Raw genomic sequence first — 22,255 nt, 5'->3', positions numbered from 1 at the left:
CCGCCACCTTCGTTCCGCCCCCCGGTGCCCGTGCGTACTCGTTGCGCACGGCGCGCGGGGAGTTCGCCGTGGTCGACGCTCCGGTGGCCGCCGGGGTGGAGGCGAAGGGCGTCGCGCTGCTGCTGCCGGGTTTCACCGGCAGCAAGGAGGACTTCAACCCCCTCCATGTGCCGCTGGCCGAGCGCGGGTACCGGACCGTGGCCGTGGACGGGCGCGGGCAGTACGAGTCGGACGGGCCGGAACACGACGAAGCCGCCTACGCCCAGGAGGAGTTGGCACGGGACGTGCTGGCCCAGGCGGCGGCGCTCGGGCAGCCGGTGCACCTGCTGGGGCACTCGCTCGGCGGGCAGATCTCGCGTGCCGCCGTACTGCTGGACCACACTCCGTTCCTGTCGCTCACGCTGATGGCCTCCGGCCCCGCGCACATCGCCGAGTCCCAGCAGCAGCGCGTGAAGCTGCTGCGGGACGCGCTCGCGGTGATGTCGATGGCCGAGGTCTGGGAGGCGATCCAGGCGATGGAGGCGCCCGAGGAGACCGTGACGCACGCGCTCGACAGCGGCCTGGACGACCGGGACGACCTGCGGCGCCGCTGGCTGGCCACGAAGCCCGCCCAACTCATCACCACCGGGCGCCAGTTGTGCACGGAGCCGGACCGGGTCGCGGAACTGGCCGCCGTCCCCCTGCCGTTCCACGTGCTGTCGGGCGCCCTGGACGACACCTGGCCGCTGTCGCTGCTCGACGACATGGCGGTACGACTGGGAGCCCGGCGCACGGTCATCGACGGCGCCGAGCACTCCCCGAACACCGACCGCCCGCTGGAGACGGCCCGCGCCTTCGCCGACTTCTGGGACGACTGCGCGAACGGACGCTAGAACTGGGACTGCAGATGGTCCCAGAAGCCGTCGCGCAGGGCCCGGCGCAGATCCGCCTGGCCGCGCAGCGAGTACTGGAGCAGGCCCTCGGCCTCGACCAGGAGGTCCTGGTCGACGGAACCGGGCAGGTAGGGATGGCCGGGCAGCAGTTCGGCGAGTGCTTCACGGCCCCGCGAGACCAGCCACTTCGCCGCGATCTGGGCGCCGACGAAGCGGACGTTCTCGCGGGTGGGCCGGGTCCCGGTGGTGGCCTCGAAGGTGGCGGCCGTGCGGCGGGAGACGTACGGCTTGAAGAACTCCAGGTCGAGCGTGCGCTGGCTGTCGACCTCCCAGAGCAGCGGCTCCGCCTGGTTGCGGCCCTCGGGCGCCTCGATGCCCCACAGGTGGACGCGGGCGCCGTAGCCCTGGGCCGCCTCGACGGCCGAGACCAGGTCCTCGTCGCCGCCGAGCAGGGCCGCGTCGCTGATCGCGCGGTGCCGCGCCAGTGACTCCAGGTCCGTCCGGATCAGCGAGTCGACGCCCTTCTGCTGGTTGTTGGCGTTCAGGTTGCCGAGCCGGACCTTGACGTCGGGGAGTTCGGCGATGGTCTGCTGTTCGGCGGTGTGGATGCGGCGCCGGGCGCCGTCGTACCAGTAGACCCGCAGCAGCCGGCTGTCCGCGAAGACCGTGCGGGCCTTGTCGATCAGTGCGTCGATCAGGCCCTCGGCGTCGAGGTCGAAGGCCCGGCGGTCCTCGGTACCGGCGACGAGCCGGCCCGCGGCCGCGTAGAGGTAACCCGCGTCGACGAAGATCGCATGCGTCGAGGGCGTCTTCGCCACCTCGGCGAGCATGCGTTCCAGCAGCTCGTTCGTGCGGTCGATGCGGGCGCCCAGGGCCGCGAGGTCGTCTTTCATCGTCCCCATTGTCCCGGTGGTCACACTGCGAACACAACCGGTCCCGATCGGTCCTGCACAGGCCGGATTCAGGTCAGTAATTAGCCGTTCGAAAAATTTCCTTAGCGTAGGGAATCTTTGCAGCGGGCTCCACGTTGACTCGATACGACACCGGACACACAGCTGGTGCGCCAAGTAGTTCTCCGCAGGAGGATGACCAGACGAAGGGAGAAGCCCGTGCGCTTCGAGATCATGCGACTCGACGAGGTCAACGGCACCACCGTGGACAGCACCGTCGTGGACGCCGCCTCCGTCAACCGGATCGTTCAGCAGGCCGCCGCCGTAGGACAGCGCCTGTGGATCCGCCCGGCCGAGACCCCGGCCTCGTAACCGGGAGTCACACTCAAGCTTTCCGGGGGAGCCGAGACGACGAACTCAGCTCCCCCGGATCACCTGAGTGATCCCGTTGATGATCTGCTGCACCGCGATCGCGGAGAGCATCATGCCCGCGAGTCGCGTCACCAGGACGACCCCGCCGTCCTTGATGACCCGGATGATCAGCAGCGAGTAACGCATCACCAGCCACAGCACCACGTGGATCGCGAGGATCGCGGACCACACCGATATCTGCGTGGCCACACTGTCGGCCCGCTGCACCGCCAGGATGACGGACACGATCGCACCCGGCCCCGCCAGCAGCGGCATGCCGAGCGGCACGAGGGCCACGTTCACATCCTTGGTCTGCTTCGGCTCGTCGGTCTTGCCGGTGAGCAGGTCGAGCGCGATCAGCAGGAGCAGCAGACCGCCCGCGATCATCAGCGCGGGCACGGAGACGTGCAGGTAGTCCAGGATCTGGTGGCCCAGGACCCCGAAGACGGCGATGACCCCGCCCGCCACGCAGACGGCCTGGAACGCCATGCGCCGCTGCACCTTGGCCGGCCGCCCGGCGGTCAGGGCGAGGAAGATCGGGGTGATCCCGGGGGGATCCATGATGACAAAAAGGGTCAGGAACAGAGAGCCGAAGACGGCGATGTCGAACATGCGGGAAGTACTGGCCTTGCTGGAACTGGAAGAAGGGCGGGGAGAGGAACTACAGGGCGACCGGGCGCCGTCGTGCGGGCGCCTCAGGCTCCGCCGGCCCCCGGGACGGGAAACGCGCCGGTCGCCCGCCGCGTGATCTCCCCGTACACCTCGGGGTCGGTCGTGTACGCGCCCAGCGACACCGTCTTGCGGCTGCCGTGGTAGTCGGAGGAGCCCGTGACCAGCAGGCCCAGGTCCTTCGCGAGGCCGCGCAGCCGTTCCCGGGCGTCGGCGTCGTGGTCCATGTGGTCGACCTCGATGCCGTCGAGCCCGGCCTCGGCCATCTCCGCGATCCGGGACTCCGGCACCGTACGGCCGCGCTTGGCGGCGGCCGGGTGCGCGAACACGCAGACCCCGCCCGCGCCCTTGACCAGCCGGATCGCCTCGAAGGGGTCGGTCTCGTGCTTCTCCACGAAGGCCCGGCCGCCGTCGGCCAGCCAGTCGGCGGTGAACGCGTCGCTCACCGTCGGCACCACGCCCAGCTCGACCAGCGCCGAGGCGACATGCGGGCGCCCCACGGAACCCCCGGCGGCGATCCGCTCGACCTGCTCCCAGGTGACCGGCACCCCGAGCGCGTTCAGCTTGGCGACCATGCCCTTGGCCCGCGGCACCCGGTCGTCCCGGACCAGCTCGCGCTCGGTGAGCAGCGCGGGCTCCTCGGGGTCGAAGAGATAGGCCAGCAGGTGCATCGAGACGCCGTCGATCCGGCAGGACAGCTCGGCACCGGGGACCAGGGTGAGCCCCTCGGGGAGCGCGGCGATGGCCTCGGCGTGTCCCCGGGTGGTGTCGTGGTCGGTCAGCGCGACGACGTCCAGCCCCGCCTCGGCGGCGTTGCGCACCAGCTCGGCCGGGGTGTCCGTCCCGTCGGAGGCCGTGGAGTGACAGTGCAGGTCGATGCGCACGGTGGCTCCAGACACGGGACGGGACGGTGGGACACCTAAGGATAGCCGCCGCTCAGGGGTGCCTTGTCACACCCGCACCCGCCAGGCGCCCCCTACACGACCGGCCGCACGGACGAACCGGCCCACGCACGGATCCCATGCCCCGGCAGCCGCTACGGCCGCAGCAGGCGCGGCGACAGCGCCCCGCAGGGCACGAGGTCCAGCTCCGCCCCCGCCTCCCGCAGGTCGGTCAGCACCAGCTCGTCGTACATGATCAGGCCGGCCTGCTCGGGCCAGATCACGGCCCACACCCACATGCCGAGCGCCTCGCCGGCGAAGACCGCGCGGTCGTCGGGGGTGCGGTGGACCTGCCAGAGCGGAGTCGGGCGGCCGGCGGCGAGCACCTTGGCCTGGGGCGGCTTCTCGACGTTCATGTACGGACCCGGGTCGGGGCCGTCGATGCCCGCGTACCGCGCGCCGAGGCCGACGCCGAGTTCCTCGGCGACCAGGATCAGCTCTCCGGGCCCGCCGAGCGGGCCCGGGCCGGAGCAGGCAACCGCGGTCGCGCGGCCTCCGCTGCGCTCGTCCCCCGCGTGGGCCACCCCCGTGAAGAGCCACCCGACCGGCAGCGGCCAGGGCATCCACACCGGGACGTGCATGCGGTGCACCACGGCACCGAGGGCCTCGACGCTGGGCGGGATCACGGGCTGCAGCGGATACACCGGCCCATGCACATCGCACTGCCACGCATCGGCGAAGAGACCGGGAGCCCTGACCCGGCCACCACACCGCGGGCAACTGGGTTCGCCCCTCATAGACCTCCACGCTCCTACCCCTACCGGCCCGCGTCAAGGACGATCACCCGTCCGGCGGGAACATCCGTGCGCCGCCCACGACCGGGCACACTAGATGTAGCTTGCATTAATTAGCAGAGCTAACTTACCGTGTGCATACAGCAACTATCTTCGTGAGGAATGGGAGAACCACCATGGACCCCCTCGACGCGGGAGCCGGCGGCATCCTGCGACAGCCCAAGGCGGTCTGGGCCACGGCCGGCGCCTCCGTCGTCGCGTTCATGGGCATCGGCCTCGTCGACCCGATCCTGCCGTCCATCGCGCAGGGCCTGCACGCCACCCCCAGCCAGGTGTCCCTCCTCTTCACCTCGTACTTCCTGATCACCGCGGTCGCCATGCTGCTGACCGGGTTCGTCTCCAGCCGCATCGGCGGCCGCAGGACGCTGCTGCTCGGCCTCGCCTTCGTCGTCGTCTTCGCGGGGCTCGCGGGCACGTCGGGCAGCGTCGGCCAGCTCGTCGGCTTCCGGGCGGGCTGGGGCCTTGGCAACGCGCTGTTCGTCTCGACCGCCCTCGCGGTGATCGTCGGCGCCGCGGCCGGCGGCAGCGCGGCGGCGATCCTGCTCTACGAGTCCGCGCTCGGCCTCGGCATGGCCTGCGGCCCGCTGCTCGGCGCGACCCTCGGCAACCTCAGCTGGCGCTACCCCTTCTTCGGCACCGCCACGCTGATGGCGATCGGCTTCCTGTGCATCACGGCATTCTTGAAGGAGCAGCCGAAGCCCGCCCGGAAGACCTCCGTCCTCGACCCCCTCAAGGCGCTCGGGCACGGCGGTCTGGCCTCGACGGCGGTCTCGGCGTTCTTCTACAACTACACGTTCTTCACCGTGCTGGCCTTCACGCCGTTCGTGCTGGACATGACCCCGTACCGCTCCGGTGCGGTGTTCTTCGCCTGGGGCCTGCTGCTCGCGGTCTTCTCGGTGATCGTGGCCCCGCGCATGCAGGAGCGGTTCGGCTCGCTGAAGGTGCTCGGCGGCTCGCTGGTGCTGCTGGCGGCGGACGTCCTCGTGCTCGGCTACGGCGACCACACCACGGCGATCGTCTGCACGATCCTGTCCGGCGCGTTCATCGGCGTGAACAACACCGTCTACACCGAGCTGGCCCTCGGCGTGTCGGACGCGCCGCGCCCGGTGGCGAGCGCGGGCTACAACTTCGTCCGCTGGTTCGCGGCCGCCGCCGCGCCCTACCTCGCCCCCAAGATCGAGGAGTGGACCGACATCCACGTCCCGTTCACGGTGGCGGCGCTCACCGCGGCGCTGGGCGCGCTGGTGGTCGTCGTGCGGCGCAAGGCCCTCTCCCACGAGGCGGAGGAGCTGCAGCCGCGGCACGCGGCCGAGGACGGCGTCGGCGTCTTCGCCAACTGACCGCGTCCACAAGGTCTTTGGTGAGCTTGCTCACTCCAGCGGCACGGACCTGCGGGAGGGGTCTCTCAGGTCCGTCCCGCCGGCCAGCCAGCGCTCCTGCAGGGCCTGGGCGCCGTGCACCCGCTTCCAGGCGGCCTCGTTCGGCGTCATCGGCAGCAGCGGCAGGAACCGGACGGGGTCCAGCGGAGCGTCCAGCTCCAGGTCCTCGACGAGCCCACCGGGCTCGCCCACCAGGACCGAGGTGAAGGGGGCGCCGGGCCACAGCGGCTCGCCGACGTCCAGGGAGGCTCCGGGCGCCACCACCAGCCCCTCCACCTGCGGGGACGCGGCGAGCACAGCGAGCGGGCGGAGCACCTTGTCGGTGTCGGCGGCGCCCGGGCGGACGGACAGGACCAGCTCGGCACGAGGGCCCTTGACGGGGTCGGCGAGCATCGCCGTGGGGTCGGTCATGGGGTGCGCCGACATGCCGAGGCTGGCGTACCGGACGACGTCCCCCTCGGTGAAGCGCAGCACCTCGATGCGGTCCGTGCCGAGGAAGGTGACGGCGGCGCGCGCGTCGGGCTCGCCGAGCGCGGTGGTCAACCGTGCCTCGACCAGAGGAAGAACATCAACCATGCGGCGAGCATAGAACTCGTCAGCGGCGGGCAAAGCGGCGCCTTGACAGCAGAGGCGGCTGGTACTCTGAGCCGGTGGTTCGGGACAGCGCGCAGAAGCGTCGCCGTCGAGTCCCGAAGCCGTAAGGACTCCCTTACGAGGGACCGGCCGGAGGAGGTGGGGCTGTCATGGATCGAAGTCGACCGTGCAGTACCACTCGCTCTTCCGCCCACTGACGCAGTCATTGGCCTGTCACGTCACTGACTGCTTTCTGGCTGGCTGCCGCCTTCCCGTGCGCGTCGCCGTTCGGAAGAGCACTTCGTCTTGCATCGCCTGATCTGACTCAGTTCTGCATCAGCAGTGAAGTCGCCACCGCAACGGTGCGGTGCTCCCCGCTTTGTGGACGCGCCAAACATCCGCAGTCCAGGACGTCCTCATTCCGGGTAGTTCCACCCGTCGGTACGCGCTTTCGCTGCCCGCCCGCGAAGGAGCCTGCCCATGTCGATGATCCGCGACCTGCGCGCCGTGGTCCGTCCGTCCCGTGTCTCGCTGCGCAAGACCACGAGCGCGTCGAGCGCGTCGTACGACAGCACACGTGACCCGGCCACGCCGTCGGCCGTCGTCGACTGCGCCGTCTACCGCGACGGCGTGCGCGTGCGCAGCGACAAGCCGCTGACCCCGCAGGAGGCGATGCGGCTGGTGCGGCGCGACGGAGGCTTCGTGTGGATCGGGCTGCACGAGCCGACCGAGGCCGAATTCGCCGATATCGCCGCCGAGTTCGGGCTCCACCCACTGGCCGTGGAGGACGCGGTGCAGGCGCACCAGCGACCGAAGCTGGAGCGGTACGACGACTCGCTGTTCACCGTCTTCAAGACGATCCACTACGTCGAGCACGACCGGCTCACCGCCAACAGCGAGGTCGTCGAGACCGGCGAGGTCATGTGCTTCACCGGACGGCACTTCTTCATCACCGTCCGGCACGGCGGCCAGGGCTCCCTGCGGGCGCTCCGGCACCGCCTGCAGGACGACCCGGAGCTGCTGGCCAAGGGCCCCTCGGCGGTGCTGCACGCCATCGCCGACCATGTCGTGGACGGCTACATCGCGGTGGCCGACGCGGTGCAGGACGACATCGACGTGGTGGAGACCGAGGTCTTCTCGCCGGGCCGCAGGGGCGGGGTGTCGCGCGGTGTGGACTCGGCACGGATCTACCAACTCAAGCGCGAGGTCCTGGAGTTCAAGCGGGCGGTGGCTCCGCTGCTGCGCCCGATGCAGCTGCTGAGCGAGCGGCCGATGCGGCTGATCGACCCGGACATCCAGAAGTACTTCCGGGACGTCGCCGACCACCTCGCCCGGGTCCAGGAGCAGGTGCTGGGCTTCGACGAGCTCCTCAACTCCATCCTCCAGGCCAACCTCGCCCAGGCCTCCGTCGCCCAGAACGAGGACATGCGCAAGATCACCGCCTGGGCCGCGATCATCGCCGTGCCGACGATGGTGACCGGTGTGTACGGAATGAACTTCGACCACATGCCGGAACTGCACTGGAGGTACGGCTACCCGCTGGTCCTGGGCCTGACCGTCGCGATGTGCGTGGGCATCCACCGCGTGCTGAAGCGCAACGGCTGGCTGTGAGCGCGCTGGATAGGCTGGGCGCATGACACCTGAGCTGCTCGACCGGGCCCTCATCGAGGAGGCCGCGAAGAAGTCCGGCCTCGTCTGGGTCAGGGCCGCCGGAGCCCCCGCCGCGCGTGCGCTGTGGCACGTGTGGCACGAGGGCGCGGTGTGCCTGGTCGGCGACGGGCCCGGAGAGCAGCCGCTGACGGGGCTGGCCGACGGCGGCACCGCCGAGGTGACCGTGCGCAGCAAGGACAAGGGCGGCCGGCTGGTGACGTTCCCGGCGACCGTGTCCGAGCCGGCGGCGGGCTCCCCCGAGTGGGAGGCGACGGTGGCCGAGCTGAAGGGCAAGCGGCTGAACGCCCCCGACGGCGAGGAGATGCCGGGCCGCTGGGCCCGCGAGTGCAGGGTGCTCCGCCTGGTGCCGGCGGGCCCCACGGCGCCGGCTCCCGAGGGCAGTCTGGCCGCGCCCCCGGTGCCGTCCCCGGCGACGACAAGGCGGCCGATCCCGGCGGGCCTGCCGAAGCTGCTGGCCAAGCGCCGCGAGAAACGCCGCAGGAAAGAGGACCTGAAGAAATAGGAAAGGTCGTCTACGACGTGGGCAGTTGCTTGCCGTAGTCCACCGTCTCGGACTTGGCCGGTTCCGCGACCCGGAAGTCCCTGCCCCAGTCCGAGAAGCTCAGCGTGCCCGCGCCGCCCGCCCGTACCAGGCGCAGCGGATACGGCGTGCCCTCCAGCGAGACGTCCAGGGTGCCGCCGGAGCCGTGGTCGCCGGTGATCCGGATGGTGCGGGTGCCCGACTGTTCGTGGTGACCGTCCGTCGCCAGTGAGCCGTGCAGGGTCAGCAGACCCGCGAGGAGGACGTCCTTGTCCGTGAAACCGCTGAATTTCTTGTACGCGGGGTCTCCTTGCGGCACCTTCACGTACTTGCCGTCCAGCTTGCCCCCGGCCCCGTCGCCGTCCTTGCCGTCGGCCTGGTTCCAGAAGCCCGCGTCGGCCTTCAGATACAGCTGCTCACCGACCCGCAGCAGCTTGAAGGTCGCCCCGTTCGAGGTCACCGAACCGGTGCCGCCGTCGGCCTTCAGCCGCATGTCCAGCCGGTACGTCCGGCCGCTGGTGACCACGGTCCCGGACAGCCGCACCGCGGACGCCGCGTCCGCCGCCGCGCGGGTCTTCGCCTGGATCCGGTCGGCGGGAAGCTTGCCCACCCCGTTCGTCCCCGCGTCCGGATCGCCACTGCATCCGGTCAGCGCCGCCGCCCCGGTCACGGCCAGCGCGCACGTCGCGGTCACCAGCGCAGCCCGGCGGAAACGGCCGTGGGGAATCGCAGTCACAGGTGGGGTCGCCTTTCTGACGGTTCCTGAGCGGCGTACCGCAGCGTACCGGTGCTCCGCCCGCCGGGCGGAGCCTGTCCGTCCGGGGCCCCTACCAGGGCGTATCCGAGCAGTACGGGCTAGCCTGAAGCGCACCCGTACGGGCAAATCCGAGCAATTACCGAACAAAGCGGAATAGCCGAGCACAGAGCGATTCCCGGGCCGCGGAGACCCCCGGGCCACGGAAGCAGAGGAACCACGGAAGCAGAGGAAGCAGAGCCATGGCAGCCGGCGCCCCCCGGATCTTCGTCTCGCACCTCGCCGGGGTCCCCGTCTTCGATCCGAGCGGCGACCAGGTGGGCCGCGTGCGCGATCTGGTCGTGATGCTGCGTGTGGGCCGCCGGCCCCCGCGCCTGCTCGGGCTGGTCGTCGAACTGACCACCCGGCGCCGCATCTTCCTGCCCATGACCCGGGTCACCGGCATCGAGTCCGGGCAGGTCATCATCACCGGCGTGATGAACGTCCGCCGGTTCGAGCAGCGGCCCACCGAGCGGCTGGTCTTCGGCGAGCTGCTGGACCGCCGGGTGACGCTGGTGGAGACCGGCGAGGAGGTCACCGTCCTCGACGTGTCCGTGCAGCAGTTGCCCGCCCGCCGGGACTGGGAGGTCGACCGGGTCTTCGTCCGCAAGGGCAGAAGGGGCGGCGCCTTCCGGCGGGCCAAGGGCGAGACGCTGACCGCCGAGTGGTCCGCCGTCACCGGCTTCTCCCTGGAGGAGCACGGGCAGGGCGCCGAGAACCTGCTCGCCACCTTCGAGCAGCTGCGCCCCGCCGACCTCGCCAACGTCCTGCACCACCTCTCGCCGAAGCGGCGCGCCGAGGTCGCCGCCGCCCTCGACGACGACCGGCTCGCCGACGTCCTGGAGGAACTGCCGGAGGACGACCAGATCGAGATCCTCGGCAAGCTGAAGGAGGAGCGCGCGGCCGACGTCCTGGAGGCCATGGACCCGGACGACGCGGCCGACCTGCTGTCCGAGCTGCCCGAGGCGGACAAGGAGCGGCTGCTGAGCCTGATGCAGCCCGCCGACGCGGCCGACATGCGCCGCCTGATGTCGTACGAGGAGCACACGGCCGGCGGCCTGATGACGACCGAGCCGATCGTGCTGCGCCCCGACTCGACCGTCGCCGACGCGCTCGCCCGGGTCCGCAACCCCGACCTCTCCCCCGCGCTCGCGGCCCAGGTGTACGTCTGCCGCCCGCCGGACGAGACCCCGACCGGCAAGTACCTGGGCACGGTCCACTTCCAGCGGCTGCTGCGCGACCCCCCGTACACCCTGGTCAGCTCGCTCGTGGACGACGACCTGCAGCCCCTGGCCCCGGACGCCACCCTGCCGATCATCGCCGGGTTCTTCGCCACCTACGACATGGTGGCGGCGCCCGTGGTGGACGAGTCCGGGTCGCTGCTGGGCGCGGTGACCGTGGACGACGTCCTGGACCACATGCTGCCCGAGGACTGGCGGGAGACCGAGTTCCACCTGGACGAAGGAGAGGGGGCGCCCACTCATGGCTCCTGAGCGCGAGAGCACCCGAGAGCACGGCCGCGAGCGCACCCCCGTGGGCGCCACCGCCGCCACCCGCCCGCGCACGCCCCGGCTGGACCAGCCGCGCCCGCCCCGGCGCCGGATCCTGCCCGAATGGGACCCGGAGGCCTTCGGCCGGCTGTCTGAGAAGATCGCCCGGTTCCTGGGCACGGGACGCTTCATCGTCTGGATGACGGTCGTGATCATCGTCTGGGTGCTGTGGAACGTGGCGGCGCCCCGGCATCTGCGGTTCGACGAGTACCCGTTCATCTTCCTGACCCTGGCGCTGTCCCTGCAGGCCTCCTACGCCGCCCCGCTGATCCTGCTCGCGCAGAACCGGCAGGACGACCGCGACCGGGTCAACCTGGAACAGGACCGCAAGCAGAACGAACGGTCCATCGCCGACACCGAGTACCTGACCAGAGAGGTGGCCGCGCTGCGTATGGGCCTCGGCGAGGTCGCCACCCGCGACTGGATCCGCTCCGAGCTGCAGGACCTGGTCAAGGAGCTGGAGGAGCTCCGGCGGCACGACGGCCAGCCCAGCCATGTCGTATTCCAGGCGGAACGGGCGGACCGGTCGCCCGGACGTGACGCAGACGACCGCTGAGGGGCTACCCGGAGGCCCCTCGGGGCGCCGTACCATCGTCACTATGGCTACGGAAGACGCGGTGCGCGAGGCACTGGCGACGGTGAACGACCCCGAGATCAACCGGCCCATCACCGAGCTGGGGATGGTCAAATCGGTGGAGATCGGCGCGGACGGAGCGGTCGCGGTCACCGTGTATCTGACCGTCTCCGGCTGCCCCATGCGCGAGACGATCACCCAGCGCGTCACCGACGCGGTCTCCCGGGTCGAGGGCGTCACCCGCGTGGACGTGACGCTGGACGTGATGAGCGACGAGCAGCGCCGCGAGCTGGCGGCGGCCCTGCGCGGCGGCCAGGCCGAGCGCGAGGTCCCCTTCGCCAAGCCCGGCAACCTCACCCGGGTCTACGCGGTCGCCTCCGGCAAGGGGGGCGTCGGCAAGTCCTCGGTCACGGTGAACCTGGCGGCGGCGATGGCGGCCGACGGGCTGAAGGTCGGTGTCGTCGACGCCGACATCTACGGCCACAGCGTGCCGCGCATGCTCGGCGCGGACGGCCGCCCCACCCAGGTCGAGAACATGATCATGCCGCCGTCGGCGAACGGCGTGAAGGTCATCTCCATCGGCATGTTCACCCCGGGCAACGCGCCCGTGGTCTGGCGCGGCCCGATGCTCCACCGCGCGCTGCAGCAGTTCCTGGCGGACGTGTACTGGGGCGACCTGGACGTCCTGCTCCTGGACCTCCCGCCCGGCACCGGCGACATCGCGATCTCCGTCGCCCAGCTGGTCCCGAACGCCGAGATCCTGGTCGTGACGACCCCGCAGCAGGCGGCGGCCGAGGTGGCCGAGCGCGCCGGCTCCATCGCGGTCCAGACCCACCAGAAGATCGTCGGCGTGGTCGAGAACATGTCCGGCCTGCCCTGCCCGCACTGCGGCGAGATGGTCGACGTGTTCGGCACGGGCGGCGGCCAGCTGGTCGCCGACGGCCTCACCCGCACCACGGGCACGACGGTCCCGGTGCTCGGCTCCATCCCGATCGACGTCCGGCTGCGCGAGGGCGGCGACGAGGGCAAGCCTGTCGTCCTCACCGACCCGGACTCCCCGGCGGGCTCCGCGCTGCGGGCGATCGCCGGGAAGCTGGGCGGCCGCCAGCGGGGCCTGTCGGGTCTGTCGCTGGGGATCACGCCCAAGAACAAGTTCTGAAACCGCACGCCTGCGGTCTGCGGCTCCGCCCCTGGTCGGCCTTCCGACCAGCGGTGGAGCCGTCGACGTTGGTCGGCGTCGGTCGTCGCTGAGCGCCCCCGCACGGCCCGGAGACGGCCGCTCGAGGCCAGGCCGCAGCGCCTGGCTCAGATCAGCCAGGGGCCCACCAGGCAGAACCCCGCTGCGGCTACTCCCGCGAGCGCGAAGGCGACGCTGAGGCAGAGCAGGAGGAGGCCGAAGAACAGCAGGAACACGAACCATCCGGTGGACTCGGCCTCGGCCTCTTCCTCACCCGGAACCAGCCACAGACGCCGGGTCGGCAGCGCCGCCAGGTCAGGAAAGTCCCCGCTGTCCCTGCGCCAGAGGACCTCCTCGCTGTCGTCGGTTCGCAGCCGATAGACCTGCGCAAACCCCTGCGCGCGGCGCTCGGTTCGCACGTAGTGCGCCGGTACCAAGCGGGCCCGGTGCAGCTTTCTCACCGACCAGAACTCGACCGTCGAGAGCGCGGTGCCCCACGCACACACCCAGCAGATCGGAGCGACCCAGAGCACGGAGGCCTCCACCCACATGCCCTTGGCCAGGAACGCGACGGCGGCGTAGGCGATCAGCAGTCCGCCGGCTGCCCAGGCCGCCCGTGCGGCCAACTGCCTGCGGGTGAACCGCTCCCGCAGGCGCGGCCGGGACGCGTCCCACGCCGCGGGCACCGCGTCCTTCGGTTCCGCCGGTCCCTTCTCCAAAGACAGCGGCTCCTCCTGCCCGGCGTCCACGCTTCGTCCCCCGCCCCTGCCTGGCGATCAACCGCCGCCAACATAGCGGCTCCGGTCCACGGGTGGGCATGCCCGCAACGCCGCTTCCGCCCCCGAGCGGGCCGCCGCGCTGCCAGGGCGGGACCACACAGGTGTCGGCAGCTGAGGCAACAAGGGCCGCGTCTCGCCTCGCCACATCGGTGGTCATGCGAAGTTCTGACACGTTCCGCAGGGCTTCGACGGCAGAGGGCGCCGAGACACTCGGCGCCCTCTGCCACGCGCAGGCGGCGTGTCACGCGTAGGCGGTGACATCCTTCACCACGGCGAATCCGAGGCCGTACGCGCTCATCCCGCGCCCGTACGCACCCAGGTGCACCCCCACCTCGGTGGTGCCGGCGAGCACCCACCCGAACTCGGACTCCCGGTAGTGGAAAGAGGCCGCGACCCCGTCCACCGGCAGGGAGAGCCGGCTCCACTCCGGCCCCGCCAGATCGTCGGCCAGGGCCCAGGCGGTCTCGGTCTGTTGCTCCAGCCAGTCGTCCCGGAGGCTGTGGTCCATCTGTCCGGGCCAGGTGAACGACAGCAGCCCCACGCCGGCCAGCCAGGCCGCCGAGGACACCGACGTGGCCTCCAGCAGCCCCGTGCCGTCGGCGCTGCGCCGGGACGGCTGCGCGGCGACGGTCACCACGACCGCGAACTTCTCCCTCGGCTCACCGGCGGTGCCGGTCTCGCCCCGGACGGAGGGCTCGTCCCCGTGTCCGATGGAACCGTGCTCCACGGCCCCGTCGGCCGCCGTGCCGATCTGCATCAGCCAGCGCGGCCCGGTGAACGCCTCGTCGAGGCCGTACCACGGGAAGGGCGCCTGCAGGTAACCGTCGACCGTGCGCCGGGCGGAGGCGAGCTGCTGCCCGTCCCCCGCGGCCGGCGTCTGCGCGCCCACCCGACTCGTCGTCTCCATCTGCCCGGACGCCTCCTCGCTCTCGTCGGACCGGGGTGGCCCGCCCCCCTTCGGGCGTACGCGTCCGGTCCGCACAACAACTCGGCAGCATATCCACACCGCCGAGGCCCGCAGGGCAGGCGCTGGGTGCGTGGGTCGCGCGAACGGCCTGTGGGGGCCGCGTGCGACGGGCGCGCGCTATGACACGCGTCACGTCCGTGGCGTACGCCCGTGCGCGTGGTCGGCGCCGGGTGGCCGACGCCTACGTGGCGTCGAAGTCGAACGGCGGCAGCTCGTCCTTGCCGGGCTCCTCGGGCTTCTTGACCATGTCGACGCGCCCGCCGCCGGACCCGGCGGAGGACGGGGCGGACGACCCCGAGCCGCCCGAGGCCTCGACGTCACGGCCGTTCACGGCATCCGTGACCTCGGCCATCTCCTTGCGCAGGTCGAAGCCGTTGCGGATCTCCTTCAGCCCCAGCTCGTCGCCGTCCAGCTGCTTGCGGATGAACGTCCTGGGGTTGAGGTCCTCGAACTCGAAGTCCTTGAACTCGGGACCCAGCTCGCTGCGGATGTCCTGCTTCGCGCTCTCCGAGAACTCGCGGATCTTCCGGATCGTCCGCATGACGTCCTGGATGACCTTGGGGAGCTTGTCCGGACCGAAGACGAGCACGGCCAGCACGACGAGCGTGACCAGCTCCAGTGGTCCTATGTCATTGAACACCTGACGCTCCTTGCGATGTCCTCGGTCGCTCAACGGTACCCGGCGTTCCTGTCCGACCGGTACCGTCCCGAGGTGAGACTTCTGTCAGTTCTGCTCCGACGCGCCCAGGACGAGTGAGACCTCCCGCTCGGTGCCGCCGCGTTCGACGGTCACGCGCAGCCGGTCGCCGGGCCTGTGGGCACGGATCTTGACGATCAGCTCCTCGCCGGTGTGCACGCGCTGCCCGTCGACCTCGGTGATGAGGTCGCCCGCCCGGAGACCGGCCCGCTCGCCCGGACCGCCCTTGGCCACGGCGGGGCCGCCGCGCGCGCTCCGGCTGTCGATGCGGGCGCCGTCGCCGGTGTAGCCCATGTCGAGGGTGACGCCTATCACCGGGTGGGTGGCGTGGCCGTTGTTGATCAGCTCCTCGGCGACGCGCCTGGCCTGGTTGACGGGGATGGCGAAGCCCAGCCCGATGGAGCCGGCCTGGCCGCTCCCCGAGTCCGTCGCGCTGCCGGCGGAGCGGATGGCGGAGTTGATGCCGATGACCTGGGCGCGGGAGTCGAGGAGCGGTCCGCCGGAGTTGCCCGGATTGATCGGGGCGTCGGTCTGCAGGGCGTCGACGTACGACACGTCGCTGCCGTCGCCCTTCTCGCCGCCCGCGGTGATGGGCCGTTCCTTGGCGCTGATGATGCCGGAGGTGACGGTGTTGGCGAGGTCGAAGGGGGCGCCGATGGCGACGACGGGGTCGCCGACCCGGACGTCGTCGGAGTTGCCGAGGGGCAGCGGGGTGAGCCCGCTGACACCGTGGACCTGGACGACGGCGAGGTCGTAGCCGCTGTCCCGGCCGACGACCGTGGCCTTGACGGTGTCGCCGGTGCTGAACGTCACGGATATCCGGCCGCCCGACGCGGCGGGCGCCACGACGTGGTTGTTGGTGAGGATGTGCCCGCGGGTGTCCAGCACGAAGCCGGTGCCGGTGTCCTCCTCGTCGGTGCCGGAGATGTGCAGGGTGACCACGCTGGGCAGCGCGCGGGCGGCGATGCCGGCCACGCTGTCCGGCGCCCGCCCGGCGGGCACGCTCCCGGCCTGCGGCAGCCGTACCCGGTCCCCCAGGCCCTCGCGCTCGACATAGGCGCCGACGACCCCGCCGACCCCCGCGGCCACCAGCGCCACGGCCAGGGTCCACACGAGCAGGAGCCGCTTCGCCCGCCTGCCGCGCTGCCGGTCCGTCAGGACGCCGGCCCCGGTCTGCTGGAGCGGGCCGCGCGCGAGGATCTGCTCGCTGGGCGAGCCTGCGGCCCAGGGGTCGTAGCGCCGCCAGGGGTCGGCGGGAGGCGGGTCCCCGGGGGTTCCGAACCCGGAACCGGCCGTCACTGCCACCGACGCCGGCACGGGAGCCGAGGGCGCCGGTACGGGAGCCCCGGGAGCCCCGGGAGCCCCGACCGCTGATACAGGAGCCGAGGGGGCCGGTACAGACGTCCCGGCCGCCGGTAGAGGAACCGTCGGCGCCGGTGCTCCGGGCGGCGGGGTCGACGGCGGGCGTGCGGCCGTACCCGGGGCCGGGGTCGCCGCCGGGTGCTGGACCGGCGGGGCGGGAGCCCAGGGACCGGGTTCGCCGTACGGCGGGGTGCCGTACGGGTCCGGGTCGTGCAATGGAGTCGGCCGGTCGTCGGGAGGCGTCCGAACCGGATCACCCGCCGCGCGCCCCCCCGGGGCGTCCACCGCCGGCCCCGTCGGCCCGAAGCCGCCGTCGGCCGTGGAGCCGGCGCCGTCCGGCACGCCCGATGTGGGCTGCGGTGCGGTCAGCGGACGCGGCAACTCGAAGTCGTCCGGTGTCTCGCGCGCGGCCGCCGCCGCTCCCTCCGGTTCCTCCCCCGGCGGGACACGGTTCCCCTCGTTCATGCTCTCCCCACGGCCGGCCGCGACCACCCGCTTCTGCGGCCGCGGAACGTCGACTGCGCGCCCGGGTCATCGCCGCGGGCACGGCCCTCGCAGGATTCAACCAGGTTCGCGGGCCGTGGCGCAGCGGCCGGTCAGGGGGTGCGGTGCGACGGGGAAGGCGATGCCGTCGGCGTCGGAGCCAGACCGGGGACCGGGGAGGACCGCAGGCCGGAACCGGGGACCTCCGGGGCCACCGACCAGTTCGTCAGCGGGAGGACCATGTTCTCGTCCAGCGGGCGTATCAACGGGGACACGGCAGCCGCACCGGCCGTCATCGGCGCGGTCAGCCGGCGGGCGGCCCCCTGGCTCTGCCCGGCCAGGGCCGTCAGCACTCCGGGGACCAGCGGCGCGGACATGGCGGTCGGCGCCGTCGTCGTCCCGCCGAGCAGCGCGCCGCCCTGGGCGAGCGACGATCCCGTCGACCGGCGGCGCTGGGTCTCCGGCGTCGCCGCGCCCCCGCCGGCGCCCGCCGTACGGGCCGGGATCACGTTGTTGCCCGAGGCGCCGCGGGCGTCCACGGCCGTGTCCCCCGGGATGGCGCTGGTCACGCCGCCGAGGGCCACCGCGGCCAGCGACACGGCGCCCGCGGCGGCGACCGCGAACCGCAGCCCGCGCGAGGAACGGCCGTCGTCCGGGCGCCCGACGGGATGGACGCGGAAACCGCGGTCCTCGACGGCGGGGGCCACCGCATGCGGGCGCGCGGGTACGTACCCGAAGGCGAAGCGATCGCCGCGGCGCACGCCGAAGACCCCGGAGGCCCCGGCGTCGGGGCCGCTTCCGAAGAGGCCGTCCTCGGGCGTCCCGCCGTCCGGGTCGCCTCCGCCGGGCAGGCCCTGGAGGCGGGCCAGGAAGCTCTCGGAGGGCGGGGGCGGTGCGGCCTCCGCGAACACGTTCTTCAGCCGGCGCTGAGCGTCCGCCTCGGCCTTGCACCGGGCACAGGTCGCCAGGTGCGCGAGGACGCGCTCACGCGTCTCATGACCGAGCTCTCCGTCCACAAGGGCGGAGAGCCGGTCTCCCAGGTGCTGCTCTGCGAGGTGCCCCTCCGCAGGCTTCGGCCGTGATCCGGTCACGCGGTCGCGCCCCCTCCCCCCAGAGCGGGAACACGGGCCAGGAAGGTGCGCCGCTCGGCCGCGCGGGCCTCCGGGGAGCGGTGCGCCAGGGCCTTGCGGAGCTGGGAGCGGCCGCGGTGGATGCGGGAGCGGACCGTGCCGAGCTTCACGCCGAGGGTCGCGGCGATCTCCTCGTACGACAGTCCCTCGATGTCGCACAGGACGACGGCGGCGCGGAACTCGGGCGCGAGGGTGTCGAGGGCCTGCTGGACGTCGGCGTCGAAGTGGGCGTCGTTGAACAGCTGCTGCGGGGTGGGCTCCCGGCTGGCCAGGCGCTCGGCCGCGTCCTCGCCGAGGGCGTCGAAGCGGATGCGCTGCTTGCGCCGGACCATGTCCAGGAAGAGGTTCGTGGTGATGCGGTGCAGCCAGCCCTCGAAGGTGCCCGGCGAGTACGTCGACAGGGAGCGGAAGACACGGACGAAGACCTCCTGGGTGAGGTCCTCGGCGTCGTGCTGGTTTCCGGTGAGGCGGTAGGCCAGGCGGTAGACGCGGCCGCTGTGCGTGCTGACGATCTCGTCCCACGTGGGCGGAGTCCACGCCTGTCCGTCCGCGTCGGTGGAGAAGGTCGCGGTCGGGCGCTCGCCTGCGGCGTGGTGGTCAGCGGTGTCGGTCACGGATTTCGGCCTGCCCGCCGACCCGAGGAAGCGCCGCAGCACTCCTCCCCGGTCCCCGGGCGCAGCCGCACCTCCCCTGTCGGCTCTGGTGGTGTCCAGTGGAGCCCCTACCATAGCCACCTCGCCCGTTAGCTCCGGATAAGCGGTTTTACGAGAATTTGATACATGCTGATGCGGCTGCGTCAGCACTTGCTCGGCGTCCTGATCCACCTCTTACCCCCCGCAGTACCCCCAGCTACGTCTCTTCCTTATAAACGCCCGGTCCCATCTGCGGGTTCCCGACGCCAACGGATACAGTCACGCCCAGGCAACCACGGGGACAGGAGAGGGTCATTACCGGCAACCGGCAGACGAGCTGGGCGTTCGCCGACGCCTTTGTCGCCGAGGACGAAGCGCTGCGCTGGGCCCGCGACCGGGCCCGCGAGGCAGGGCTGCGCTCGGTGTCGCCCGGCACGGGCGCCGCGCTGCGACTGCTCGCCGCCTCCGTGGACGCGAAGGCCGTGGCGGAGATCGGCACAGGCTGCGGGGTGTCGGGGATCCATCTGCTGCACGGCATGCGCCCGGACGGCGTGCTCACCACGGTCGACCCGGAGCCGGAGCACCAGCAGTTCGCCCGGCAGGCCTTGCGCGCCTGCGGCTTCGCCAGCAACCGGGCCCGCTTCATCCCCGGCCGCGCGCTCGACGTCCTGCCCCGGCTCGCGGACGCCGGCTACGACCTCGTCTTCTGCGACGGGGACCGGCAGGAGTACCTCGACTACCTCGCTGAATCGTTGCGCCTGCTGCGCCCGGGCGGCCTGGTGGTCTTCGAGGGCGTCTTCGCGAACGGCCGCACGGTCGGTTCGGGGCCGCAGCCGACGGAGGTGCTGCGGCTGCGCGAGCTGCTGCGCACGGTGCGCGAGAGCCAGGAGCTGATCACGTCACTGCTGCCGGTGGGCGACGGGCTGCTGTGCGCGGTCAAGCGGTGAGCCGGCACGGCGCGGGGAGAGCGCGGGGCCCGGGGACGCGGCTGCCCCGGCACCACGTACGATGCCGGGGCAGCCGAGAGGACTGACTCGCGCCTCAGACGACGACCTTCTTGAGGGCGTCGCCGAGCGCCTCGGCCTCGTCAGGGGTCAGCTCGACGACGAGTCGACCGCCGCCTTCGAGCGGAACGCGCATGACGATGCCCCGCCCCTCCTTGGTCACCTCGAGCGGGCCATCGCCCGTCCGCGGCTTCATGGCCGCCATGCTCGTTCCCCTTCCTGAAACCAGGCTCATCGTCTGCCGACGGCGCCCGGGCGGGCACCCGCGGTCCGAAACGGACACGCGACACCGGCATCGAACACATTGCTTCCCAGCCATTATCCCGCATCCCACGACCCGATGACCAACATCAGTCGGCATCGCTTGGGCAACGCGCGCGAGCAAAACCACTCAATTCGGGGATGTGGCTGCGATACTGCTCCGCCGCACCGGCACGCACCGGCCGGCTCCGGTCCTTTTTTCTTTGACGCAGGTCACACGTCCGGTCCGGTCCGTGCCCGGCGATCTCCGCCATGCTGTCCTCAGACAGCGACGTACTGAGCGGTACGTCACCAGCCGCGACACGGGAGGGTATCCGTCATGGCCGACACCGTGCTCTACGAGGTGAGCGACGGGCTCGCGACGATCACGCTGAACCGCCCGGAGGCGATGAACGCGCTGAACGTCGCGACCAAGGTCGCCCTGCGGGAGGCCGCGGAGGCCGCGGCGCAGGACACCGCGGTACGGGCGATCCTGCTGACCGCCGCCGGGGACCGGGCGTTCTGCGTCGGCCAGGACCTCAAGGAGCACATCGGGCTGCTCGCGGCGGACCGCGAGGCCGGGTCCGGGCAGACGATGAGCACGGTCAAGGAGCACTACAACCCGATCGTGCGGGCCCTGGCCGGGGCGCCGAAGCCGGTCGTCGCCGCGGTGAACGGCGTCGCGGCCGGGGCGGGCTTCGGCTTCGCGCTCGCCGCGGACTACCGGGTGGTCGCCGACACGGCGGCCTTCAACACCTCCTTCGCGGGCGTGGCGCTGACCGCCGACTCCGGCGTCTCCTGGACGCTGCCGCGGGTGATCGGCCCGAGCCGCGCCACCGACCTGCTCCTCTTCCCGCGCACCATCAGCGCCCAGGACGCGCTGGAGCTGGGCATCGCCAACCGGGTCGTCCCGGCGGGCGAGCTGCGCGCCGAGGCCGAGAAGACGGCGCGGGCGCTGGCCGAGGGCCCGACGGTCGCCTACGCGGCGATCAAGGAGGCGGTGGCCCACGGCCTGACGCACTCCCTCGTCGAGACCCTGGAGAAGGAGGACGAGCTGCAGACCCGGGCCGGGCGGTCCGAGGACCACGCGATCGCCGTGCAGGCGTTCGTGAACAAGGAGAGGCCGAAGTACCTGGGCCGCTGAGCGACCGGTCAGCGGGCGGGCGGGCTGTTCCTGCTGATGCAGGTCTCCAGGTGGTCGTCGACCAGCCCGCACGCCTGCATCAGGGCGTACGCGGTCGTCGGGCCGACGAATCTGAGGCCCCGTTTCTTCAGCGCCTTCGACAGGGCCGTCGACTCCGGGGTGACCGCCGGGACGTCGGCGAGTGTCCTCGGTGCCGGGCGGCCCGCCGGGTCCGGGGCGTGGGACCAGATCAGCTCGTCCAGCTCGCCCTCGGCCCAGTCGGCGAGCACGCGCGCGTTGGCGAGCGTGGCGTCGACCTTGGCGCGGTTGCGGATGATGCCCGGGTCGGCCAGCAACCGCTCGCGGTCCTCCTCGGTGAAGGCGGCGACCTTCTCGATGCGGAAGCCGGCGAAGGCCGCGCGGAAGCCCGGGCGGCGCCGCAGGATCGTGATCCAGGACAGGCCCGACTGGAAGGCCTCCAGGCTGATCCGCTCGAAGAGGGCGTCGTCGCCGTGGACCGGGCGGCCCCACTCCTCGTCGTGGTACGAGACGTAGTCGTCGGTGGACAGGGCCCACGGGCAGCGCAGCGCGCCGTCCGGCCCGGCCACGGCGGTCGCGTCGCTCACCGCTGGTCCCCCGGGTGGTCGTGCTTCTCCAGGCGGGCGTGCGCGGCGGCGGCCCGGGCGCCCGCCAGCGCGGACTCCAGGTCGGCGATGCGGGCGTCCCGCTCGGCCAGCTCGGCGGCGAGGCGGCCGAGGGCGTCGTCGACATCCGCCATGCGGTAGCCGCGCGGGGCGAGCGGGAAGCGCAGGGTCTCCACGTCGGCTCGGTGCACCGGGCGGTCCGCGGGCAGCGGGTCCTGCAGCCGCTCGGGCCCCGCCTCGGGCAGCGGGCCGCTCTCGCCGCCGCCCACCACGGCGAGAGTCACCGCGGCGACCACGACGGCCAGCGCGACGACCAGGAACAAGAACATCACCATCGCCTTAGGGTCCCCACGCTCGATGCCGGACGCTGTGCCGGACGC

At 72.1% G+C, this 22,255-nt stretch carries 25 protein-coding genes; 10 read left to right on the top strand and 15 right to left on the bottom strand.

All coding sequences use genetic code 11. The features are described from left to right. Positions 1-872 (top strand): alpha/beta fold hydrolase (locus tag ACLU3S_RS17870; protein ID WP_413952868.1); only part of this gene is annotated, 872 nt, incomplete at its 5' end. Here the strand turns inward: ACLU3S_RS17870 and ACLU3S_RS17865 are convergent. After that, positions 869-1,765: an NYN domain-containing protein gene (locus tag ACLU3S_RS17865; RefSeq protein WP_413952867.1), complete on the bottom strand. Its 897-nt coding sequence runs from the start codon at positions 1,763-1,765 to the stop codon at positions 869-871. The genes ACLU3S_RS17870 and ACLU3S_RS17865 overlap by 4 nt on opposite strands. Before the next feature lie 192 nt (positions 1,766-1,957). Here ACLU3S_RS17865 and ACLU3S_RS17860 point away from each other — a divergent pair, with 192 nt between their 5' ends. Beyond that, complete coding sequence (locus ACLU3S_RS17860; RefSeq protein WP_413952872.1) at positions 1,958-2,134, top strand: hypothetical protein; 177 nt, start codon at positions 1,958-1,960, stop codon at positions 2,132-2,134. A gap of 45 nt (positions 2,135-2,179) precedes the next feature. Here ACLU3S_RS17860 and ACLU3S_RS17855 read toward each other — a convergent pair whose 3' ends face one another. From ACLU3S_RS17855 to ACLU3S_RS17845, 3 genes are all read right to left on the bottom strand, one after another. Next, a complete protein-coding gene (locus tag ACLU3S_RS17855) occupies positions 2,180-2,785 on the bottom strand; it encodes a MarC family protein (RefSeq protein ID WP_413952866.1) in 606 nt (201 codons plus the stop codon). Between the two features lie 83 nt (positions 2,786-2,868). Continuing rightward, positions 2,869-3,726: a PHP domain-containing protein gene (locus ACLU3S_RS17850; RefSeq protein WP_413952871.1), complete on the bottom strand. Its 858-nt coding sequence runs from the start codon at positions 3,724-3,726 to the stop codon at positions 2,869-2,871. Positions 3,727-3,878: 152 nt separating this feature from the next. Then, a complete protein-coding gene (locus tag ACLU3S_RS17845; RefSeq protein ID WP_413952865.1) occupies positions 3,879-4,520 on the bottom strand; it encodes a DUF6758 family protein in 642 nt (213 codons plus the stop codon). Between the two features lie 173 nt (positions 4,521-4,693). On the opposite strand from ACLU3S_RS17845, the gene ACLU3S_RS17840 reads away from it, so the two are divergent. Further along, positions 4,694-5,917, top strand: coding sequence for an MFS transporter (locus ACLU3S_RS17840; protein ID WP_413952864.1), 1,224 nt, complete (start codon positions 4,694-4,696; stop codon positions 5,915-5,917). Between the two features lie 30 nt (positions 5,918-5,947). Here ACLU3S_RS17840 and ACLU3S_RS17835 read toward each other — a convergent pair whose 3' ends face one another. Continuing rightward, positions 5,948-6,532: a suppressor of fused domain protein gene (locus ACLU3S_RS17835; RefSeq protein ID WP_413952863.1), complete on the bottom strand. Its 585-nt coding sequence runs from the start codon at positions 6,530-6,532 to the stop codon at positions 5,948-5,950. A 477-nt stretch (positions 6,533-7,009) separates the two neighbouring features. Here ACLU3S_RS17835 and ACLU3S_RS17830 point away from each other — a divergent pair, with 477 nt between their 5' ends. Both ACLU3S_RS17830 and ACLU3S_RS17825 read left to right on the top strand, forming a co-directional pair. Beyond that, positions 7,010-8,140, top strand: coding sequence for a magnesium and cobalt transport protein CorA (locus ACLU3S_RS17830; protein WP_413952862.1), 1,131 nt, complete (start codon positions 7,010-7,012; stop codon positions 8,138-8,140). A 22-nt stretch (positions 8,141-8,162) separates the two neighbouring features. Then, positions 8,163-8,702, top strand: coding sequence for a hypothetical protein (locus ACLU3S_RS17825; RefSeq protein ID WP_413952861.1), 540 nt, complete (start codon positions 8,163-8,165; stop codon positions 8,700-8,702). A 10-nt stretch (positions 8,703-8,712) separates the two neighbouring features. Here ACLU3S_RS17825 and ACLU3S_RS17820 read toward each other — a convergent pair whose 3' ends face one another. Further along, positions 8,713-9,456, bottom strand: a complete 744-nt coding sequence (locus ACLU3S_RS17820; protein ID WP_413952860.1) for a hypothetical protein — start codon at positions 9,454-9,456, stop codon at positions 8,713-8,715. A gap of 260 nt (positions 9,457-9,716) precedes the next feature. Here ACLU3S_RS17820 and ACLU3S_RS17815 point away from each other — a divergent pair, with 260 nt between their 5' ends. From ACLU3S_RS17815 to ACLU3S_RS17805, 3 genes are read left to right on the top strand one after another with little or no spacing between them, the layout of a single operon-like run. Beyond that, on the top strand, positions 9,717-11,006 hold the full coding sequence (locus tag ACLU3S_RS17815) for a magnesium transporter MgtE N-terminal domain-containing protein (RefSeq protein ID WP_413952859.1): 1,290 nt from the start codon (positions 9,717-9,719) through the stop codon (positions 11,004-11,006). Next, positions 10,996-11,619: a DUF1003 domain-containing protein gene (locus ACLU3S_RS17810; RefSeq protein WP_413952858.1), complete on the top strand. Its 624-nt coding sequence runs from the start codon at positions 10,996-10,998 to the stop codon at positions 11,617-11,619. The genes ACLU3S_RS17815 and ACLU3S_RS17810 overlap by 11 nt, the downstream gene beginning before the upstream one ends. 43 nt (positions 11,620-11,662) lie before the next feature. After that, positions 11,663-12,796, top strand: a complete 1,134-nt coding sequence (locus ACLU3S_RS17805; RefSeq protein WP_413952857.1) for an Mrp/NBP35 family ATP-binding protein — start codon at positions 11,663-11,665, stop codon at positions 12,794-12,796. A 146-nt stretch (positions 12,797-12,942) separates the two neighbouring features. Here ACLU3S_RS17805 and ACLU3S_RS17800 read toward each other — a convergent pair whose 3' ends face one another. From ACLU3S_RS17800 to sigE, 6 genes are all read right to left on the bottom strand, one after another. Then, entirely contained in the window at positions 12,943-13,563 is a 621-nt protein-coding gene (locus ACLU3S_RS17800) for a hypothetical protein (protein ID WP_413952856.1), read from the bottom strand. 271 nt (positions 13,564-13,834) lie between these two features. After that, complete coding sequence (locus ACLU3S_RS17795) at positions 13,835-14,500, bottom strand: hypothetical protein (RefSeq protein ID WP_413952855.1); 666 nt, start codon at positions 14,498-14,500, stop codon at positions 13,835-13,837. A 241-nt stretch (positions 14,501-14,741) separates the two neighbouring features. After that, on the bottom strand, positions 14,742-15,200 hold the full coding sequence (locus ACLU3S_RS17790) for a sec-independent translocase (protein ID WP_413952854.1): 459 nt from the start codon (positions 15,198-15,200) through the stop codon (positions 14,742-14,744). Between the two features lie 84 nt (positions 15,201-15,284). Next, the gene (locus ACLU3S_RS17785; protein ID WP_413952853.1) at positions 15,285-17,084 is read right to left on the bottom strand and encodes a trypsin-like peptidase domain-containing protein; all 1,800 of its coding nucleotides are present in this window, start codon (positions 17,082-17,084) and stop codon (positions 15,285-15,287) included. 131 nt (positions 17,085-17,215) lie between these two features. Further along, positions 17,216-18,193 carry an anti-sigma factor family protein gene (locus ACLU3S_RS17780; RefSeq protein WP_413952852.1) on the bottom strand — a complete coding sequence of 326 codons (978 nt, stop codon included), beginning with the start codon at positions 18,191-18,193 and terminating at the stop codon, positions 17,216-17,218. After that, positions 18,190-18,888: an RNA polymerase sigma factor SigE gene (gene sigE / locus ACLU3S_RS17775; protein WP_413952851.1), complete on the bottom strand. Its 699-nt coding sequence runs from the start codon at positions 18,886-18,888 to the stop codon at positions 18,190-18,192. Before sigE ends, ACLU3S_RS17780 begins: the two co-directional genes overlap by 4 nt. 224 nt (positions 18,889-19,112) lie before the next feature. Between sigE and ACLU3S_RS17770 the strand changes: the two genes are divergently transcribed. Further along, on the top strand, positions 19,113-19,811 hold the full coding sequence (locus ACLU3S_RS17770; RefSeq protein ID WP_413952870.1) for an O-methyltransferase: 699 nt from the start codon (positions 19,113-19,115) through the stop codon (positions 19,809-19,811). A gap of 94 nt (positions 19,812-19,905) precedes the next feature. On the opposite strand, the gene ACLU3S_RS17765 is transcribed toward ACLU3S_RS17770, so the two are convergent. Then, positions 19,906-20,073 carry a DUF3117 domain-containing protein gene (locus ACLU3S_RS17765; protein ID WP_018544333.1) on the bottom strand — a complete coding sequence of 56 codons (168 nt, stop codon included), beginning with the start codon at positions 20,071-20,073 and terminating at the stop codon, positions 19,906-19,908. 375 nt (positions 20,074-20,448) lie between these two features. Here ACLU3S_RS17765 and ACLU3S_RS17760 point away from each other — a divergent pair, with 375 nt between their 5' ends. After that, positions 20,449-21,252 (top strand): enoyl-CoA hydratase/isomerase family protein, encoded by an 804-nt coding sequence (locus ACLU3S_RS17760; RefSeq protein WP_413952850.1) that lies wholly within the window; start codon positions 20,449-20,451, stop codon positions 21,250-21,252. 8 nt (positions 21,253-21,260) lie between these two features. Here ACLU3S_RS17760 and ACLU3S_RS17755 read toward each other — a convergent pair whose 3' ends face one another. Together ACLU3S_RS17755 and ACLU3S_RS17750 are read right to left on the bottom strand one after the other, a co-directional pair. Then, positions 21,261-21,857, bottom strand: a complete 597-nt coding sequence (locus tag ACLU3S_RS17755) for a DNA-3-methyladenine glycosylase I (RefSeq protein WP_413952849.1) — start codon at positions 21,855-21,857, stop codon at positions 21,261-21,263. Beyond that, on the bottom strand, positions 21,854-22,210 hold the full coding sequence (locus ACLU3S_RS17750; protein WP_413952848.1) for a DivIVA domain-containing protein: 357 nt from the start codon (positions 22,208-22,210) through the stop codon (positions 21,854-21,856). The genes ACLU3S_RS17755 and ACLU3S_RS17750 overlap by 4 nt, the downstream gene beginning before the upstream one ends. Positions 22,211-22,255 lie beyond the last annotated feature (45 nt).

The sequence above is a fragment of the Streptomyces sp. AF1A genome (genome assembly GCF_047340315.1).
GTDB lineage: Bacteria > Actinomycetota > Actinomycetes > Streptomycetales > Streptomycetaceae > Streptomyces.
Note: the sequence above shows the minus strand (reverse complement) of the source record. Positions and strands in the feature narration are given on the sequence as shown.

What these genes read in the sequence shown, in the direction of transcription:
- ACLU3S_RS17865 (WP_413952867.1), bottom strand. Translation starts at nt 1,765, where the DNA reads ATGAAAGACGACCTCGCGGCCCTGGGCGCCCGCATCGACCGCACGAAC.
- ACLU3S_RS17860 (WP_413952872.1), top strand. Translation starts at nt 1,958, where the DNA reads ATGACCAGACGAAGGGAGAAGCCCGTGCGCTTCGAGATCATGCGACTC.
- ACLU3S_RS17855 (WP_413952866.1), bottom strand. Translation starts at nt 2,785, where the DNA reads ATGTTCGACATCGCCGTCTTCGGCTCTCTGTTCCTGACCCTTTTTGTC.
- ACLU3S_RS17845 (WP_413952865.1), bottom strand. Translation starts at nt 4,520, where the DNA reads ATGAGGGGCGAACCCAGTTGCCCGCGGTGTGGTGGCCGGGTCAGGGCT.
- ACLU3S_RS17840 (WP_413952864.1), top strand. Translation starts at nt 4,694, where the DNA reads ATGGACCCCCTCGACGCGGGAGCCGGCGGCATCCTGCGACAGCCCAAG.
- ACLU3S_RS17835 (WP_413952863.1), bottom strand. Translation starts at nt 6,532, where the DNA reads ATGGTTGATGTTCTTCCTCTGGTCGAGGCACGGTTGACCACCGCGCTC.
- ACLU3S_RS17830 (WP_413952862.1), top strand. Translation starts at nt 7,010, where the DNA reads ATGTCGATGATCCGCGACCTGCGCGCCGTGGTCCGTCCGTCCCGTGTC.
- ACLU3S_RS17825 (WP_413952861.1), top strand. Translation starts at nt 8,163, where the DNA reads ATGACACCTGAGCTGCTCGACCGGGCCCTCATCGAGGAGGCCGCGAAG.
- ACLU3S_RS17815 (WP_413952859.1), top strand. Translation starts at nt 9,717, where the DNA reads ATGGCAGCCGGCGCCCCCCGGATCTTCGTCTCGCACCTCGCCGGGGTC.
- ACLU3S_RS17810 (WP_413952858.1), top strand. Translation starts at nt 10,996, where the DNA reads ATGGCTCCTGAGCGCGAGAGCACCCGAGAGCACGGCCGCGAGCGCACC.
- ACLU3S_RS17805 (WP_413952857.1), top strand. Translation starts at nt 11,663, where the DNA reads ATGGCTACGGAAGACGCGGTGCGCGAGGCACTGGCGACGGTGAACGAC.
- ACLU3S_RS17795 (WP_413952855.1), bottom strand. Translation starts at nt 14,500, where the DNA reads ATGGAGACGACGAGTCGGGTGGGCGCGCAGACGCCGGCCGCGGGGGAC.
- ACLU3S_RS17785 (WP_413952853.1), bottom strand. Translation starts at nt 17,084, where the DNA reads ATGAACGAGGGGAACCGTGTCCCGCCGGGGGAGGAACCGGAGGGAGCG.
- ACLU3S_RS17765 (WP_018544333.1), bottom strand. Translation starts at nt 20,073, where the DNA reads ATGGCGGCCATGAAGCCGCGGACGGGCGATGGCCCGCTCGAGGTGACC.
- ACLU3S_RS17760 (WP_413952850.1), top strand. Translation starts at nt 20,449, where the DNA reads ATGGCCGACACCGTGCTCTACGAGGTGAGCGACGGGCTCGCGACGATC.
- ACLU3S_RS17750 (WP_413952848.1), bottom strand. Translation starts at nt 22,210, where the DNA reads ATGGTGATGTTCTTGTTCCTGGTCGTCGCGCTGGCCGTCGTGGTCGCC.